The 16,756-nt window shown below is 33.2% G+C and carries 19 protein-coding genes; 14 read left to right on the top strand and 5 right to left on the bottom strand.

Features of this window, described 5'->3' with window-relative positions; translation table 11 throughout:
- Window positions 1–105: 105 nt before the first annotated feature.
- Window positions 106–1,350 carry a beta-ketoacyl-ACP synthase II gene (fabF, locus tag FS935_RS02335; RefSeq protein WP_146945910.1) on the top strand — a complete coding sequence of 415 codons (1,245 nt, stop codon included), beginning with the start codon at window positions 106–108 and terminating at the stop codon, window positions 1,348–1,350.
- Between the two features lie 120 nt (window positions 1,351–1,470).
- On the opposite strand, the gene FS935_RS02330 is transcribed toward fabF, so the two are convergent.
- Together FS935_RS02330 and yxiS are read right to left on the bottom strand one after the other, a co-directional pair.
- On the bottom strand, window positions 1,471–1,893 hold the full coding sequence (locus FS935_RS02330) for a VOC family protein (protein WP_146945909.1): 423 nt from the start codon (window positions 1,891–1,893) through the stop codon (window positions 1,471–1,473).
- Window positions 1,894–1,905: 12 nt separating this feature from the next.
- On the bottom strand, window positions 1,906–2,214 hold the full coding sequence (gene yxiS, locus FS935_RS02325) for a protein YxiS (RefSeq protein ID WP_146945908.1): 309 nt from the start codon (window positions 2,212–2,214) through the stop codon (window positions 1,906–1,908).
- A gap of 702 nt (window positions 2,215–2,916) precedes the next feature.
- Here yxiS and FS935_RS02320 point away from each other — a divergent pair.
- Window positions 2,917–4,014 (top strand): PRK06851 family protein, encoded by a 1,098-nt coding sequence (locus FS935_RS02320; RefSeq protein WP_146945907.1) that lies wholly within the window; start codon window positions 2,917–2,919, stop codon window positions 4,012–4,014.
- A 95-nt stretch (window positions 4,015–4,109) separates the two neighbouring features.
- Here the strand turns inward: FS935_RS02320 and FS935_RS02315 are convergent, their stop codons facing one another.
- On the bottom strand, window positions 4,110–4,787 hold the full coding sequence (locus FS935_RS02315; protein ID WP_146945906.1) for an SIMPL domain-containing protein: 678 nt from the start codon (window positions 4,785–4,787) through the stop codon (window positions 4,110–4,112).
- Window positions 4,788–4,913: 126 nt separating this feature from the next.
- Here FS935_RS02315 and FS935_RS02310 point away from each other — a divergent pair, with 126 nt between their 5' ends.
- The gene (locus FS935_RS02310; protein ID WP_146945905.1) at window positions 4,914–5,183 is read left to right on the top strand and encodes a DUF1292 domain-containing protein; all 270 of its coding nucleotides are present in this window, start codon (window positions 4,914–4,916) and stop codon (window positions 5,181–5,183) included.
- Window positions 5,184–5,225: 42 nt separating this feature from the next.
- On the opposite strand, the gene FS935_RS02305 is transcribed toward FS935_RS02310, so the two are convergent.
- The gene (locus FS935_RS02305; RefSeq protein WP_146945904.1) at window positions 5,226–6,119 is read right to left on the bottom strand and encodes an MBL fold metallo-hydrolase; all 894 of its coding nucleotides are present in this window, start codon (window positions 6,117–6,119) and stop codon (window positions 5,226–5,228) included.
- Window positions 6,120–6,424: 305 nt separating this feature from the next.
- On the opposite strand from FS935_RS02305, the gene FS935_RS02300 reads away from it, so the two are divergent.
- The 4 genes from FS935_RS02300 (at window position 6,425) to FS935_RS02285 (ending at window position 9,745) form a co-directional block, all read left to right on the top strand.
- Window positions 6,425–7,351: a DMT family transporter gene (locus FS935_RS02300; RefSeq protein WP_146945903.1), complete on the top strand. Its 927-nt coding sequence runs from the start codon at window positions 6,425–6,427 to the stop codon at window positions 7,349–7,351.
- Between the two features lie 71 nt (window positions 7,352–7,422).
- A complete protein-coding gene (locus tag FS935_RS02295) occupies window positions 7,423–7,989 on the top strand; it encodes a cysteine dioxygenase (RefSeq protein ID WP_146945902.1) in 567 nt (188 codons plus the stop codon).
- 312 nt (window positions 7,990–8,301) lie between these two features.
- Window positions 8,302–9,060 carry an exodeoxyribonuclease III gene (locus tag FS935_RS02290; protein ID WP_146945901.1) on the top strand — a complete coding sequence of 253 codons (759 nt, stop codon included), beginning with the start codon at window positions 8,302–8,304 and terminating at the stop codon, window positions 9,058–9,060.
- Window positions 9,061–9,151: 91 nt separating this feature from the next.
- A complete protein-coding gene (locus tag FS935_RS02285) occupies window positions 9,152–9,745 on the top strand; it encodes a branched-chain amino acid aminotransferase (protein ID WP_240050791.1) in 594 nt (197 codons plus the stop codon).
- A gap of 41 nt (window positions 9,746–9,786) precedes the next feature.
- Here FS935_RS02285 and ppnP read toward each other — a convergent pair whose 3' ends face one another.
- On the bottom strand, window positions 9,787–10,101 hold the full coding sequence (gene ppnP / locus FS935_RS02280; RefSeq protein WP_146945900.1) for a pyrimidine/purine nucleoside phosphorylase: 315 nt from the start codon (window positions 10,099–10,101) through the stop codon (window positions 9,787–9,789).
- Between the two features lie 151 nt (window positions 10,102–10,252).
- Between ppnP and FS935_RS02275 the strand changes: the two genes are divergently transcribed.
- The 7 genes from FS935_RS02275 to FS935_RS02245 all read left to right on the top strand — a co-directional run bounded on the left by FS935_RS02275 (window position 10,253) and on the right by FS935_RS02245 (window position 16,734).
- Complete coding sequence (locus FS935_RS02275; protein WP_146945899.1) at window positions 10,253–11,164, top strand: AEC family transporter; 912 nt, start codon at window positions 10,253–10,255, stop codon at window positions 11,162–11,164.
- A gap of 146 nt (window positions 11,165–11,310) precedes the next feature.
- Entirely contained in the window at window positions 11,311–12,453 is a 1,143-nt protein-coding gene (locus tag FS935_RS02270; protein WP_146945898.1) for a M20 family metallopeptidase, read from the top strand.
- A 222-nt stretch (window positions 12,454–12,675) separates the two neighbouring features.
- Window positions 12,676–13,293 (top strand): YitT family protein, encoded by a 618-nt coding sequence (locus FS935_RS02265; RefSeq protein WP_146945897.1) that lies wholly within the window; start codon window positions 12,676–12,678, stop codon window positions 13,291–13,293.
- 67 nt (window positions 13,294–13,360) lie between these two features.
- Window positions 13,361–13,795 (top strand): YueI family protein, encoded by a 435-nt coding sequence (locus FS935_RS02260; RefSeq protein ID WP_146945896.1) that lies wholly within the window; start codon window positions 13,361–13,363, stop codon window positions 13,793–13,795.
- Window positions 13,796–14,009: 214 nt separating this feature from the next.
- Window positions 14,010–14,222 carry an acetyl-CoA carboxylase biotin carboxyl carrier protein subunit gene (locus FS935_RS02255; protein WP_146945895.1) on the top strand — a complete coding sequence of 71 codons (213 nt, stop codon included), beginning with the start codon at window positions 14,010–14,012 and terminating at the stop codon, window positions 14,220–14,222.
- A gap of 11 nt (window positions 14,223–14,233) precedes the next feature.
- Entirely contained in the window at window positions 14,234–15,142 is a 909-nt protein-coding gene (locus FS935_RS02250) for a hydroxymethylglutaryl-CoA lyase (protein ID WP_146945894.1), read from the top strand.
- Window positions 15,143–15,204: 62 nt separating this feature from the next.
- On the top strand, window positions 15,205–16,734 hold the full coding sequence (locus FS935_RS02245; RefSeq protein ID WP_146945893.1) for an acyl-CoA carboxylase subunit beta: 1,530 nt from the start codon (window positions 15,205–15,207) through the stop codon (window positions 16,732–16,734).
- Window positions 16,735–16,756 lie beyond the last annotated feature (22 nt).

Here is a 16,756-nt window from a genome sequence, read left to right as displayed (position 1 = left end):
AATAGATTTTAGTATAAGATATACATATAAGGTATTAGTACCAACTATTAATTTTATAGATAATTAAAAATATCCTGAAACTGTAAGTGAGAGAAGGGAGTATGAATGATGAAAAAAAGAGTTGTCATTACAGGAGTGGGAGCCGTTACGCCAGTAGGAAATGACGTTGAAACATCTTGGAACAATATAAAAAATGGTGTTTCAGGTATTGCACCTATGAAAAGAGTAGATACAGAAAAGTTTAATGTAAAGGTAGCAGGTGAAGTGAAAAACTTTGATCCTGCTGAATATATTGATCATAAAGAAATTAAAAGAATGGCTCGCTTCACTCATCTAGCTATTGCAGCTAGTAAAATGGCCGTTAAAGATGCAAATGTAGAGATTGGGGAAAATGTATCAGCAGAGCGTGTTGGTGTCTGGATTGGTTCTGGGATTGGTGGACTTGATGAATTCGAGGAACAGCACAAGCGCTTTTTAGATAAAGGTCCAAGACGTGTTAGTCCTTTTATTATCCCTATGTTTATCCCTGATATGGCTTCAGGAAGAGTATCGATAGAATTGGGTGCAAAAGGAATTAACAATTGTTCGGTAACTGCTTGTGCATCAGGAGCAAATTCAATAGGAGACTCTTTTCGGGTTATCCAAAATGGTATTGCAGATATGATGGTAACAGGTGGAGCAGAAGCTGCTATTACAGATATGACTATTTCAGGATTTGCCAATATGACTGCTTTATCAACTAACCCAGATCCGAATACAGCAAGTCGTCCTTTTGATAAAAATCGTAATGGGTTTGTTATTGCTGAAGGAGCAGGAACGCTTATATTAGAAGAGCTAGAACATGCCCTTGCAAGAGGTGCACAGATTTATGGAGAGTTAGTTGGTTATGGTGCAACAGGTGATGCTTATCATATTACAACTCCTGCACCAAATGGAGAAGGTGGACAACGTGCAATGAAGCTAGCGTTAAAGGATGCTAATCTTTTAGCAGATACAGTAGACTATATTAATGCTCATGGGACAAGCACACATTACAATGATTTATATGAAACAATGGCCATAAAAGAAGTGTTTGGTGAGCATGCCTATCAATTAGCTGTTAGTTCGACAAAATCAATGACAGGACATTTACTTGGTGCAGCAGGTGCAATTGAAGCAATCTTCTCTTTATTAGCGATTAAAGAGGGAGTACTTCCTCCAACAATTAATTACGAAACGCCAGATGAAGAGTTAGATTTAGATTATGTAACAAATGGTGCCAAAAGAGCTAATATTAATGTTGTTTTATCTAATTCACTAGGTTTTGGTGGACATAATGCAACATTGATATTTAAGAAATTTGAAAAATAAGATGAGAGGCCCAGGTTACCATTTGAAAAATGGTGAACTGGACCTTTATTATTTTAATACCTGTCGGATTATAAGATGTGTAACTTTAAAAGCAAATTTATAATACATTAACATGAGTAGTTATATTTTAAGGGAAGGATAATCACAATACTCTATTATTGTTCCTTCAGTGTCTGCAGGATTTAAATAAATTAACCTTCTGCCATGTTTGTTTGTCCTAAGGCTGTCTTCCAATACTCGTATTCCTTTTGCTTTTAGGTCTATAATGGCATCGTCTAAATTTTCTACTTTGTAGGCGATATGATGAACACCTTTTCCCTTTTGCTTAATAAACCTTGCAATCGGTGAAGTGGTGTTATTTGTTGGTGATAATAGTTCAATTCTTTCACCATCTAAATCAATAATCGCAATTTCACTTTCAACTCCTTTGGCAGTACTTGTGTAGCGATCTATTAATGTAGCATCAAGAATTTTCATATAAAAGGACAAGCTACTTTCTAAATCACGTACCGCTATCCCTATGTGATCTAATTTTTTTCTCATGTTTACATGCTCCTAATCAGTGTTTTTCTTTATATTACCTATTTCCTCTGATACAACAAATGCTAGATCTTCATTGCCAAAAAGGGATAATACATTCAGTAATGTTTGATCTGGAATTTCTCCAGCTTCCTCCTTTGATACCGTTAAATCTATTGCTTGTTTTAAAGCTGGGTTTTGTTGTTGATTTGGGTATGCTTTTACATATATTTCATAAGGATTAAGACTATGATTTACACACCATTGTGCAAAGATTAAGATCATCATATTCTCGTCTTTTTGATAGTTTTCTATTATTTTATTTTCTACATCTTTAGAATTCACATTCAAATCTCCTTAAGAACATATTCAGATAGGTTATGTATGTCTTTTTAACCTACCTGAAATTATTATACATGAAAATAGGTTATCGTTCATAAGGATTCATATTTTAATAAGTTTGAGATTGTAAAAGGCTCTTTTCTCAAAGATTGTTGCTAATAGCCCTAATTATCTGTTAAAACTGTGTGTTTAACGCTTAAAGGTATTTAAAGAAGAAAAGGCCAATAGACTGCATACAGTGAGGTTTCCTTTAGGTTATTAAAAGCAACAATTTTACGATAACAGCCTTGTATATAAGCGAGGGAAAAGCATGAGTAAAAGTTCGTCATATAGTTGATGAAGGACATAAATACAGAGATGCGGTGTTCCTGGAAACTAAATTAAGAAATGCAATATTAGATTGTGTTCTACACAACGCAACAGTCGTGAATATTGTTGGGCCTTCCCTCAGAATTAAAGATCACTTAGAAGAAGATGTTAATTAATTTTTGAGCATTCATAAGCGATCAAAATTGTACATCGTTAGCTTGACATTTACACTTGTAAAAAGAAGTTAGCAATTTGTTTGATACTAATGCAGGTTTTCGACCTGAGTCCTCATAAATGATATGAAAATCAACATCGTTTCATAATCTGAAAATAGGCATTCACCCTTGTAAGATAATCTACATATGTTGTAAGAAATAGGCTTGAAAGGGTGATTTGATGAGTGGAAAGGTTCGTCATTATTACGCTGGAGGTAATACAGCAAAAGGTTTTTACAGTCTTTATGATTCTGCTATAGATGATTTAGAGCGTTTATATATTTTAAAAGGTGGACCTGGTACTGGAAAATCCTCATTGATGAAAAAGATCGGAGATGCAATGGAAGAGAAGGGGATTGATGTAGAATATTTACATTGTGCATCAGATACAAACTCAATTGATGGTGTTATATTGACAAATGAAAAAATTGGTATTGTTGATGGAACAGCACCACATGTTATTGAACCTAAGGCACCAGGGGTAATCGAGGAATATGTAAATTTAGGTGTAGCTTGGGATTCACAGCAGTTACTAAAAAATAAAGCTGAAATACTTAAGCTCAATGAAAATATTGCTCTTAAATTTGAAGCAGCTTATGAAACATTTGCTGAATCTTTGAGTGCACATGATGATATAGAAGATATATATATATCGAATATGGATTTTACTAAAGCTGATGAACTAACGGAAAGGTTAATTTCTCAATTTTATGGAGAAGACCTCCTGAATAAAGAGTCAAAAATCAAACATCGATTTTTAGGTGCAGCTACTCCAGATGGAGCAGTAGATTTTATTCAAAATTTAACTGAAGATGTAGAGAAACGGTATTTTATTAAAGGTAGAGCAGGATCAGGTAAATCTACGATGCTTAAAAAAATTGTCACAGCTGGTGAGCAAAAAGGTTTTGATGTAGAAGTATATCATTGTGGCTTTGATCCAAATAGTCTCGATATGGTCATACTTCGCGAAAAGGGTATAGCTATTTTTGACAGTACAGCACCACATGAGTATTTTCCTGATCGAAACTCTGATGAAATTATTGATATGTATGAGTACTGCATCACTCAAGGTACTGATGAAAAATTCGCCTCAGAAATACAAAGAACAACAAAAGCTTATAAAGATAAAATGAAAGAAGCGATTGGGTATTTATCAGAAGCGAAGAAATTAAGAGATGAATTAGAGTTTTATTATATAGAGGCAATGGATTTCAAAAAAGTTGAAGAAATTCAGCAAAATCTTTTAAATGAAATTGATGTACTGCTCAAAGAAAATTAAAAAATAAAAGACGGATTATTTTGCATCCGTCTTTTACTTTATATAAAATTGTTTATAAAAGATTGAAGCTTAAGGGTGTGAAAAAACTTTAAAATTTAATAATAATATACTGCGGTTAAATTTGCCTCTATTGAAATGTCTCTTTTTTGAATTGGAGGCGTGTCTTGAAAGTTTGTTTCAGCAGTGAAAGAATACATAACATCTCTTAAAGGTTGAGGTGAAGAATTTTCAGTTATTTTTGTCGGAATCGTATTGATATTAACACCCATTTGTTGACCAAGTGATATTGCTTTTAATGTTGCTTGTTTTAACGCCTTTTTCAATGCTTCATCATAATAATAATTTTCATTAGATAGAGAAAATTTTAAGCCTTCAGAAATATTTGCTCCGCTTGAGACTGCGACTTTATAAACTTCTCCGATTAGATCTAAATCGAGTAAAGTTACTTCAAGAATATGACTTATTTTATAGCCTGTAAGAACATTTTGCTCATCAATATATTGATAAAGCGGTTGTATTGTATAGGAAATTGTTTGGATCTGGTTATTGCTGATTCCACTTTTTCGCAGTGAATTTATAACGTTATTTGTAATAATTGAATTTTTATTTTGTGCTTTTATAACATCTTGATCTTCAGTAATAATCCCTAAAGTAATCGATGCTTTATCAGGCTTTGTTGTTATGATACCTTTACCTTCTACTGTTAATTTTCCATTGTGATGTTTATCATTAATGGGTAATGAAGATTTAAAATAATATGGTCGAATAGCCATCCAGTTATCTCCTTTTTAGCACATATTTAAGGGAGGTTACCCTTTTAATAGGCATTAAATTTCTTATTAATGGCAACATTATTGAAGTAATGGTACTATATGTACGTTAGAAGGGAGTTTTTATTCATGGAAAAGATTGAAGTAGGCGAAGTTTTTACAATTACAGATGAACAAGGTCAAGAAAATGAAGTAGAAGTGTTAGCTGCAATAACTCTAGAAGACACAGATTATGTAGCAGTAGGGTTTGTTGATGATATTCAAGATGAATCTGAAGAAGATATTGATGTTTTCTTTTTAACGGTTGATGAAGAGGGAGACTTTTCACCAATCGAAAGCGATGAAGAATTTGAAAAGGTATCATCTGCTTTTGAAGATTTAATGGAAGAAGAAGAATAGAGGGGAGAGCCCCTCTACTATTCTCCAAATCATCATTATATTTTATTTGGTGCGTACATAACTTTTTATTTCCGTTCCCTTCACAATATAACCCAGTCTTTCAAGATGCTTACGTATTCCACTACGTTCCCAGGTTCTCAGTAATGTATGTTCAAGTGTCTTCTTTGGGTAAAAGATACCGATAGAAGATAATTTCTCAAAATCCATTCCGGATTGTACATGTTTAGAAATGATGTCATCGCGTTGATCAATTATGGCTAAATAATCGCTCATGGCACTTTTGAATTCAGTTTTTGTGAAAACACCTTTTTGATGACCAGTAATATAAACATCAGCATCAAGGTTTAGCAGACGCTGACCTGAGCGAACAAAATCTTCAATGTCACCGTCTGTTCCATTATACCAAGGTCCAAATGCTGTCATATCATAATCTCCCGTATAAACTACACCTAAATCAGGGAAATAAGGACAGGCAAATCCCTTTGTGTGTCCAGGAGTATGTAATAAGATCATGTTTACATCACCAAAATTATACTGTTTGTCATATTCGTATGTTCCATTAATACTTAAGAGAGATGTAATCCATTCGTCAGGAATTGTTTTTTTCCATTGATCAACACCTTCTTTTCCCCATTCCTGAAAAATCCCATTTTCTTTTGCTACACTTTCAATAGATGAAACAGTTTCAAACTCTATCGGATTAATCCATTTTTCGGTGTTAGGAAAAAGGTAATTATGACATGTGTGATCGGGGTGATAATGTGTATTAATGATCAAATTCATACTATGCTTTTGCTCGAGATTAGAAAGGGTACTCGGATCTGCACCAGTATCAATTAACACTTTTTCAGCCCCATCGATAAATAAGCTTCTAGAATAAGGCACTTTACTATAATTAGGGCCTTCAATTATTTTAATTGGTCCAATCTGTTTCAAGAATATCTCCTCCAAGTTGTATCAATAAAATATCACAATAAATGAATGAGTGTTCACTCATTGTAACATAGATTTTATTTAATATCGCTGTTTTCGCTAACTTTGTTACTGGAACTACTGAAAAAATGTCTCAAAACATCACTTCTTCAAAAAGTGCTCCCTTTATAAACTATTTTATTTTTGTACATATCTACATTTTTTCAAAAAAAGAGACCTAAATATAAATCTTTCTCTTCAATTTATACATGCTTATACGGGACAAGCATAGGATAAGATATATTATAATTCTGAGGAGATAAAGCTTTATGAATTTTCCGACTAAGAATACTGCTGCAGCCTTATATGCTACAATGTCGATTACGTTTTGGGGAGTGTCCTTTGTATCGACAAAAGCTGTTTTAGATAAGCTTGATCCCTATACATTACTTGTCATTCGTTTTGGCATTGGTTCTTTATTTCTACTTTTATTATTATTACTTTTAGGAGAAAGGCTTAATATTTCCTTCACATATATTCCACATTTAATTGTTTTAGGGATATTAGGTGTATTTATTCATCAAGTACTTCAAGCAACAGCACTTTTAACAATTGAAGCTTCTGCTGCAGGGTGGATGATTTCTTTTTCTCCCGTTTTTACAGTGATTCTTTCAATGATTTTTTTAAATGAAAAAATGACAATTATGAAAGCAATAGGCATGGTTTTAGCGATATTTGGTGTAATGATGGTTACAACAGCAGGATCTGAAAATGGAGTTGCACCAACGTTAAATATTGGTTATTTATTAATGATCTTGAGTACGTTAAACTGGGCTGTTTATTCTGTTCTTTTGAAAAAATTAAATATATGTGCGTCACCCTTAGTCATCACATTTTATATGAGTTTCTTAGGATTTCTTTTAACATTACCGTTTTTATTTCGAAATAATAGCTGGGAATCACTCTCCTTACTTAACAGTGGAGAGTGGGGTCATTTGTTTTTCCTAGGAATATTTGTATCAGGTGTTGCTTATTGGTATTGGGCAAAAGCACTGACTGTACTAGAGGCATCTCAAGTTTCTGTTTTTCTATATCTAGAGCCATTGGCGACCTTAATTGCTGCAATCATTCTTCTTAATGAAAAAATCATGATCATAAGTATTATAGGTGGAATCATAATTATAATAGGCGTCATTTTTGTAAATGGTCAATTTAATAAATTATACAATCAATTTTTTCAATATAAAAAACGGTAATAAATGAACTAATATCCTTTAAATTGACTAGTCTGTTCGCGTTTTTTGTGAAAATGAGGAGGTCGATTTTTTTGGATGTAATAGCTCGGATTGAACATGTATTACAAAATGTTGAGGACTTTTCAAAAGATGGTTTAAAAGAGTCATTACAAAGGTTGGATATTAAATTTGAGGATCTTCAACATCTTTTAGTAAATAGTGATACAGCAGGAAAGCCATATTACCGGAAGTTATTATTTAAAAATGATTACCTAGAGCTTTTAGTAATGAACTGGTCTGAGTTAGAGTGTGCTCCTCATGATCATGGTCAATCTTGCGGCTGGATTCAAGTTGTCAAAGGAGCAGCAAAAAATACTGTATATGAAGCAACTGGGAGCTACTTGCCTTTAGAGCTTCTAACAGAGATTCAGGAGGAAGGAAATATGTTTTTTGCGCCATACAAAGGAGTTCACAAAATGGCAGTTTCTCAAGATTCCAAACTTGTAACACTTCATCTATATTCTCCACCAATAACAGGGATGAAGGTGTTTGATCTGGAAAAATGTGCAACTTGTGTAGTATCTGATGATTGTGGTGCATGGTGGCCAGATGAGCAAGTTCAAAAAGTGAAAGAAATAAAGATGAGCAAAGCTGACTAATTATGGTCAGTTTTTTTTATGTAGAGAAGTAACTTTCATAATAGCGATCTTGATGGGGTGTGAGTGAAGAAAAGTCCGTCATAAGGTCGATGAAGCCCTAAGAGGTGGAGCAATGATGAAGTCCTTCATAAGTTCGATTTAGAGCTTTGGGTGATTAAATGTGGATGGTATTTTCATATTTTATATATAATTATTTCTGTATCTTAAAATATCTATTTATCAAAGGAATAGATAATAGTTTAGAAAAATAGAAAAATAGTTTATGATAGTACTTTGTTCAATCAATATTTGAAATAAGGAAGTTGAGTATAGATGAAATTAGTATCTTGGAATGTAAATGGAATACGAGCTTGTGTTAAAAAAGGATTTTTAAATTATTTTCATGAAGTTGATGCAGATATATTTTGTATTCAGGAGTCAAAGTTACAAGAAGGTCAAATTACGCTAGAGCTAGATGGATATCATCAATATTGGAATTATGCTGAAAGAAAAGGTTACTCTGGAACAGCTGTGTTTACGAAACAAAAACCACTTTCTATTTCTTATGGTTTAGGTGACAAAGAGGATGAAGCTGAAGGACGAATTATTACATTAGAATTTGAAGAATTTTATTTTGTAACAGTATATACACCCAACTCTAAAAGAGATCTTGCTAGACTTGGCTATCGTCTACAATGGGAAGATGAAGTTCGTAATTATATGGTGTTATTGGAAAAAACGAAACCTGTCATTTTGTGCGGAGATCTGAATGTCGCACACAATGAGATTGATCTGAAAAATCCTAAGTCTAATAAAGGAAATTCAGGTTTTACAGATGAAGAACGAGGGAAAATGACACTGCTATTACAATCAGGGTTTGTTGATAGTTTTAGATATGTTTACCCTGAAAAAGACGATTGCTTTACTTGGTGGTCTTATATGAGTAAGGTGAGAGAAAGAAATATTGGATGGAGAATTGACTATTTTATTGTATCAGATAAAATAGCTAATAAAATTAATGACGCACAAATTCATTCAGAAGTCCTAGGTAGTGATCATTGCCCTATTTTACTTGAGATTGACTTGTCTTAAGAATCCTGTTTTCATTTTAGTGAGATATTCTGTATAGTTAGTATAGTAGAAGAATGAAACATCAGTAATAGCGCTGAATGGAGGATATATTTTGTTAAAAGAACAAGTAAACCAGATAATTTTACCGCTAGTCGAAGATAAAAAAGAATTACTATTTCAAGTAGAGATAGATTACCTTAAGAAACATGAACTAATAACAGATGATATGACAAACCTGAAGGTGGAGAATCCAGTATCTCGATTTCATGATGCGTATATTGAACGAAGTGATAAAGAAACAGATGAAAGTATTGCGGTTGAGGAATCAGATTTCCTTAATGAATCAATAACGCACCTGAAAAAACATAAAGCTGAATTTATTTATGTTGAGTCTAAGTGGTTCGATGTGATTGGTGTTGATTCCATGTCAGTAGAAATTGATGATGTGTTTGGTACGTATGATGTAATGCTTGGTTTAAAGTTGAAAAAGAAAGCTGAAAACTTTATTAAAGAGTATTTAGATCAACAGCTTAAAGAGTCAGAGTTTAAATATAATTTAATCTTTAATCAACAAGATGGATTGTGGGATTTGAATTTTAAGCTGGAACTTGTAGAAAATTTTAATGAGAACTCTTCAATAGGTGACACTTTAGCTACAATTTATCAATTTCTTTTCAAATTAGTTCAGTTTGCGGAAGAGAAATAAACATACAAAAATGACGGACAAAACTGCCCGTCATTTTGTTATTATTCACTTATGTAAGAACAGCAATAATCAACAACAGAATATGCTTTTACTTGGAAAGATTCATTGGCTGGCACATAAAAAACACCGTTTCCTTCAATTGTCTGCCAGTCTTGTCCACTTAATTTATAATCTAAATGACCTGCTACAATTTCCATTTCTTCCTTCAATTCCGCCGCGAATTCGTATTCTCCGGGCTGCATGATTCCTAGAGTTTTTCTTGTACCATCTTCAAATAGTACTGTTCGACTTGTTACTTTACCTTCAAAGTAAACATTTGCTTTCTTGTCGATTGTAATATTAGTAAATTGATCCATAGTAAACACCCTTTCTTTGTCATACATTTAAATTTAACATAAAATTAAAAATAATCAAATAGTTTACTAGGATAGTGGAAGGATCTTAAACAGAAATAATTCATTAAGTAATGTATAATAGTTTACATTATAAAGTAAGGGGTTCTCTATTTTGGATAGTTTTAACATGCAATTTTTATATTGTATTATCATTATCGCGTTAGGTTATTTATTAAAAAGAAGAAATATTATTAAAGAAAAAGATGGGGAAGGCTTAGCAAGAATTATTTTCAATCTTACTCTACCTTCTTTAATTATCGTCACATTTAACGGATTGAAAATCGACAACTCATTATTTATGCTCATTTTTGTTGGCTTTATATATGGAATACTAATTGGATTTATCGGACTGTTTTTCCTAAAAAAGAAAAGTAGAAAAAATAAGGGAATGGTAGGCATGATGATTCCTGGTTTTAATATCGGGTTATTTGCTTACCCTCTTGTTGAAGTCATTTTTGGGAAAGAGGGTATTACCTACTTTGGCATGTTTGATGTTGGGAATGCTTTTATCGTATTTGGTTTAAGTTATTTGATTGGGAGTTTTTATTCAAAAGAAGAAGTAAAGCTGGATTATAAAACAGTAATCAGTAAATTGTCTAAATCAATTCCATTAATGACTTATATAAGTGTTGTTATTTTAAATTTAATTGGAATAACCCTTCCTACTGCTATTATAGATGTAGCAAGCATCATTTCAGAAGCTAATATGCCAATGTCTCTCTTATTGCTAGGAATCTATTTGAATTTTTCTTTTAATAAAAGTTATCTAAAATTAATGCTCCAATTTTTAGGCATAAGATATGGTATTGGCTTATTAGTGGGAAGTCTATGCTTTCTCTTTTTACCTTACGACGACATGTTTAAATATACTTTGCTTATCGGTTTTCTTTTACCAACATCTGTATCAGTACTTCCATATTCGGTCGAATTTCAATATGATCAAAAATTTGTAGGCACATTGTCTAATATAACAATTGTGATCAGTTTTATTTTATTATGGGGAATTGCTAATGTAATGATGTAATTATTCATAAGCTCCACTTACCTTGTTGCCTTTAATCTGGTAAAATCTTAATTAATAACTGTTTTCGAAAAGATAATTTATTTAGATATTAAACAGCCTTAAGAATAGATGTTTTTACTGTAGGAAAGAAAGTAGGAAAATGCTAGATGGAAACATTCTTAGAAGAGCATGAAGTTGAAATGCTCGCTTTTATAGAGAAGATAGTAAATATTGATAGTGGATCATATGATAAACAAGGTGTAGATACAATTGGGGAGATTTTAAAAAGAAACTATAAAGATCTTGGTTTTCATGTAATTGTTGAACCACAAGAGGAATATGGTAATCATTTGATCATGCAACATAAAGATGCGATAAACCCAGCTATTATTATACTGGCTCATATGGATACGGTTTTTCCTGAGGGAACTGTATCAGAAAGACCTTTTCGAATTGTTGGCAATCGCGCATACGGTCCAGGTGTGATTGATATGAAAGCAAGCCATGCAACAGTATTATATGCGATCAAAGCCTTAATTTCAGAAGGCAATGAAGGGTATAAAAACATTCGTATCGTGCTAAATAGTGATGAGGAAATTGGCTCGCCTTCTTCACGAGCTATAATTGAACGTGAAGCAAAGGGCAAGAAATATGCACTTGTCATGGAGCCAGCAAGGAAAGACGGTTCGTTAGTGTCTTCAAGAAGAGGAAAAGGAAATTACACATTAATTATTGAAGGAAAAGCGGCACACTCTGGCATTGAACCAGAAAAAGGTAGAAGTGCCATTGAAGAATTAGCTCATAAAATTATCCAATTACATGAATTATCTGACCATGAAAATGGAATAAGTGTGAATGTAGGTTTAATTGAAGGCGGATCAAGTGCGAACACAGTATCAGACCATGCAGAAGCACAAATCGATATTCGAATTAAAGAAATGGATCAGGTAGAGCTTCTTGAGGAAAGATTAGAAAAAATTTGTGCGTCTTCTGATGTTGCAGGTACGAAAATATCTCTTGAGGGTGAAATGAATCGACCACCAATGGAGAAAAATAAAAAAACACGGGCATTACTCCGCATCATTCAAGATGTAGGAGACGAGATTGGGATTGAAATAGAAGATACCTCAACAGGTGGTGGATCTGATGCATCGTTTACATCATCACTTGGTGTAGCGACAATTGATGGATTAGGACCTGTAGGTGGAAATGCTCATAGTGACAAAGAGTATTTAGAGATACCTAGCTTAGTTGAACGAACTTTGTTACTTGCTACAATTATTGAACGGTTAACACAAAGAACCACTTAATTTTTGAAGTTTTGATCAATAGTAAACTGGCTTTTCGTAATTAGACCAACTCGTAAATACAATGAGTTGGTTTTTATCGTTGCTCTAAATTTTGACCATTTTTACTCGCTTTAGAAACAAGTGGCGATTTTAGTATAAAGTTTTTCACTTGTTTCTTAAAGCTATACATGTCATTTTAGAAATATTAACTAGTTTTTTAGCAGTGAAATTAAGGAGTCAAAAATGAATATAATAATCAAAAAAGCATTAATTCTTGGATTGGCAGCGGTCATTCAAGGGTTGGCTATGACAGTATTTCTATTTCCGCATTTTATACCATCAGGTGGAGCTGCAAGTATAAGTGTGTTGTTGAACTATTTATTCGAAATCCAATTTGCATTAACTCTTTTTATATTAAACGCAAGCTTTCTTTTAGCCGCAGTTAAATGGCTCGGCAAAGAAAGTGCTCTATGGACAATGTTTTGTGTCACAGTAACTTCAGCAACTATTAACACCTTAACACCCTATATCCTGGCTCCAATCTCGAATGTATTTCTAGATTTAGTACTTGGCTCAGTTATTTTTGGGGTAGGTTTGGGAATATTATTTAAAATGGGCGCATCTTCTGGTGGTATGGATATTTTAGCTTTAATTTTAGCAAAAATAACTGGCCTTCTTCCAGGGAGAATCTTATTTGTTGTGAACGGGACACTTTTATTATCAACAGGATTTATTGTTGATGTAAACATAATCATTTATGCCGTTATTTGTCAGTTCATTGGAACAAGAATCCTTGATTTTGTATACAAACTTCCTGTTTTACCTAGTCTTTCATTTGAGAGAAAAGGTTTTAATAGGTAGTTGATTAGAATATCCTGAAACAATCTCAAAAGTATAGTTTTCGTAAAAGAGCTGGGGGGTAAGAAGGATGGATAAAGCGAAAATTGATGAATATATCCAACAAGGAATTTATGGTGCGCGTGAAATTAATCCTGATGAAAGACGTCAATTTCTTGGAACATTAAGAGAAAGAGTTGTTGTAGTTTTAACGAAGAAACAAGTTAGAGAAAAAGGCACATATCAAGAAGTTGAAGAATTAATGAACAAAAATCAGGAAGCTACTTTGTTTTTAAATGGTAAGATGAATTACACCTTTTTGTCAGATTACATAAAATTAGCGAATAAAACTGGTAATAAATTTTTAATTTCTACAGATAAACAGAATGAAACGGATTTAGGATTAGTACTGGCATATGATTATGCCATCGATAAAGAAAATATATACATAACAAAGTCGATTGAAAAACAAGATCATGAACATGATGAAAACCATTTAATTAAGTTTTTCAAAAAGTTGTTTTAGCAAAGTAAATTATATGATCAAAGCATGCTCTTTTACTTGTAGCATGCTTTTTCTTTATTTATTCTGAATATTTAAATTAAATCAGTTTGATTATAAGTAAAAAAAACCTGAATAGTATAGTAGTAGGTTTCTATATTAGGTTTTGAAACTTTGATCAAGACAATTATTAAGTTTAGCAACAAAATCATACGATAATGAAACAAGGGGGAAAGAAATGGATAAAGTACAAGCAAGTATGGCTGGAAGTGTATGGAAAGTATTGGTTGGTGTAGATGATCAAGTTGAAGAAGGTCAAGATGTGGTGATTTTAGAATCAATGAAAATGGAAATTCCTATTGCTGCAGAAGTAACAGGAACTGTAAAAGCGGTTCATATTAATGAAGGTGATTTTGTTAATGAGGATGATGTGTTAGTTGAGATAGAGTAGAAAGGAGCAACATTGTGCACTGGCCTAAATCAGTAAATATTAAGGAAGTTGGTCCTCGTGATGGCTTGCAAAATATTCAGGCTCTCGTTTCTACAGAAGGTAAAATAAATTGGATTAACAAATTATCTCATACAGGATTATCATATATAGAGATCACATCGTTTGTTCATCCGAAATGGATTCCAGCATTAGCAGATTCATTGGAGGTAGCAAAAAGAATAGAGCGTGTCGATGGTGTCACATATGCAGCATTAGTTCCTAATCAACAGGGATTAGAAAAAGCAATTGAAGCAAATATAGATGAAGTTTCTGTGTTTATATCTGCAAGTGAAACACATAATCAAAAAAATATTAATAAGTCCATTGATGATACTTATCCGATTTTAAAAGAAGTAGTGAGTGATGCTCTATCCTCTAATAAATCTGTTCGAGGCTATGTATCAACTGTTTTCGCTTGTCCATATGAGGGAGAAATTTCGATTTCAAAGGTTATGAAAACATGTGAAAAGCTTTTTGAAATGGGTGTTAATGAGGTGTCACTTGGAGATACCATAGGTGTAGCTACCCCGAAGCAAGTAGAAGAAGTTTTATCGATTTTATTAAAATATTACTCTACAGATAAAATTGCTATGCATTTTCATAATACAAGAGGTACTGCACTTGCAAATGTAACCGCTTCCTTAATGACCGGGATAACAAAGTTTGATAGTTCAATAGGTGGTCTTGGAGGTTGTCCTTATGCACCAGGTGCTTCTGGAAATCTTGCAACTGATGATCTTTTATACATGTTAGATGGTATGAACATAGAAACTAATGTAAGTAAAAATAAAATTCATGATGCTGCATTATATATTCAAGATGTAATTGGTGAACCTTTGTTCAGTTATGATAGTAAAATTAGTAGAAAAACTTTGGGTTAAATTGACTTCATTAAGAAAAAAACGATTATTCTAATTCATCATGAATAAAGGGGGCATGCTAGTTGTCATTAGGAAAAAAGGTAGAGAAGTCATTGAATGATATTAAAAAAGGTGGCCATATCAAATATCATGAACAAAATCGCTCAAGAGGAAAGTTATATGTTCGTGATCGTTTAAAACTTCTTTTTGATGATAACATCGATATTGAAGATGGAGTTTTTGCAAATTGCCTTGATCAAAACTTACCTGCAGACGGTGTGATAACAGGGATGGGTAAGGTTAATGGTAAAACAGTTTGTGTAATTGCAAATGATTCAACAGTTAAGGCTGGCTCGTGGGGAGCTAAAACCGTTGAAAAGATGATTCGTATTCAAGAAACAGCTGAAAAGTTAAAAGTACCACTTATTTATTTAATTGACTCTGCAGGTGCTAGAATTACAGATCAACTTGATATGTTTCCAGGGCGACGAGGAGCTGGAAGGATTTTTCACAATCAAGTAAAGCTTTCAGGGAAAATACCACAGGTTTGTGTATTATTTGGTCCATCAGCAGCAGGTGGAGCATATATTCCAGCATTCTGTGATGTTGTTATAATGGTTGATGGCAATGCTTCAATGTATTTAGGCTCACCACGAATGGCAGAGATGGTTATTGGTGAAAAAGTCTCCCTTGAAGAAATGGGAGGAGCTAAGATGCATTGTTCCGTATCAGGCTGTGGTGATGTGTTAGCAAAAACTGAAGAAGAAGCCATTGAAATATCCCGAAATTACCTCTCATACTTTCCAGTAAATTACTTAGATAAACCACCGATAATTGAATCTATTACTCCTAAACAATATCAAAAAACACTTGAAGAAATAATCCCAGAAAATCAGAATATTCCATTTGATATGTATGAGTTAATTCATAGAGTCATTGATGAAAACTCGTTCTTTGAAATGAAAAAATTATTTGCACCTGAATTAATTACTGGATTTTGCCGGTTAGATGGTCAGCCTGTTGGAATTATTGCGAATCAGCCTAAAGTTAAAGGCGGAGTCCTTTTCCACGATTCCGCAGATAAAGCTGCAAAATTTATCAATCTTTGTGATGCCTTTCATATTCCACTTTTGTTTTTAGCAGATATACCTGGCTTTATGATTGGCACAAAGGTAGAAAGAGCAGGAATTATTCGGCATGGAGCAAAAATGATTGCTAGTATGTCACAAGCAACTGTCCCGAAAATATCAATTATTGTTAGAAAAGCTTATGGAGCAGGATTATATGCAATGGCAGGACCTGCTTTTGAGCCTGATTGCTGTTTAGCATTACCTAGTGCTTCAATTGCTGTAATGGGACCTGAAGCTGCCGTGAATGCTGTGTATGCAAAAAAAATTGCTGAATTACCAGAAGAAGAGCGCCAAGAATTCATCCAAGAAAAACGGAGTCAATATAAAGAAGATATTGACATATATAGATTGGCCTCAGAAATGATTATTGATGGCATCATTCCAGCTAATTCATTGAGGTCAGAATTAGTATCAAGGTATCAGGCCTATATGTCAAAATATGTTGTTTTCTCAGAAAGAAAGCATCCAGTTTATCCTGTTTAAACGATAAGTCTTTTGATCTTAT

Origin of the sequence: Metabacillus litoralis, assembly GCF_007994985.1 — a bacterium.
Classification (GTDB): domain Bacteria; phylum Bacillota; class Bacilli; order Bacillales; family Bacillaceae; genus Metabacillus; species Metabacillus litoralis.
The sequence above is the reverse complement of the archived record's forward strand: the minus strand, read 5'-3'. Positions and strand labels throughout refer to the sequence as shown.

Bases quoted from the DNA above. Each gene is read 5' to 3' on its own strand.
- fabF (WP_146945910.1), top strand. From the start codon at position 106: ATGATGAAAAAAAGAGTTGTCATTACAGGAGTGGGAGCCGTTACGCCA.
- FS935_RS02330 (WP_146945909.1), bottom strand. From the start codon at position 1,893: ATGAGAAAAAAATTAGATCACATAGGGATAGCGGTACGTGATTTAGAA.
- FS935_RS02320 (WP_146945907.1), top strand. From the start codon at position 2,917: ATGAGTGGAAAGGTTCGTCATTATTACGCTGGAGGTAATACAGCAAAA.
- FS935_RS02315 (WP_146945906.1), bottom strand. From the start codon at position 4,787: ATGGCTATTCGACCATATTATTTTAAATCTTCATTACCCATTAATGAT.
- FS935_RS02310 (WP_146945905.1), top strand. From the start codon at position 4,914: ATGGAAAAGATTGAAGTAGGCGAAGTTTTTACAATTACAGATGAACAA.
- FS935_RS02300 (WP_146945903.1), top strand. From the start codon at position 6,425: ATGAATTTTCCGACTAAGAATACTGCTGCAGCCTTATATGCTACAATG.
- FS935_RS02290 (WP_146945901.1), top strand. From the start codon at position 8,302: ATGAAATTAGTATCTTGGAATGTAAATGGAATACGAGCTTGTGTTAAA.
- ppnP (WP_146945900.1), bottom strand. From the start codon at position 10,101: ATGGATCAATTTACTAATATTACAATCGACAAGAAAGCAAATGTTTAC.
- FS935_RS02270 (WP_146945898.1), top strand. From the start codon at position 11,311: ATGGAAACATTCTTAGAAGAGCATGAAGTTGAAATGCTCGCTTTTATA.
- FS935_RS02265 (WP_146945897.1), top strand. From the start codon at position 12,676: ATGAATATAATAATCAAAAAAGCATTAATTCTTGGATTGGCAGCGGTC.
- FS935_RS02260 (WP_146945896.1), top strand. From the start codon at position 13,361: ATGGATAAAGCGAAAATTGATGAATATATCCAACAAGGAATTTATGGT.
- FS935_RS02255 (WP_146945895.1), top strand. From the start codon at position 14,010: ATGGATAAAGTACAAGCAAGTATGGCTGGAAGTGTATGGAAAGTATTG.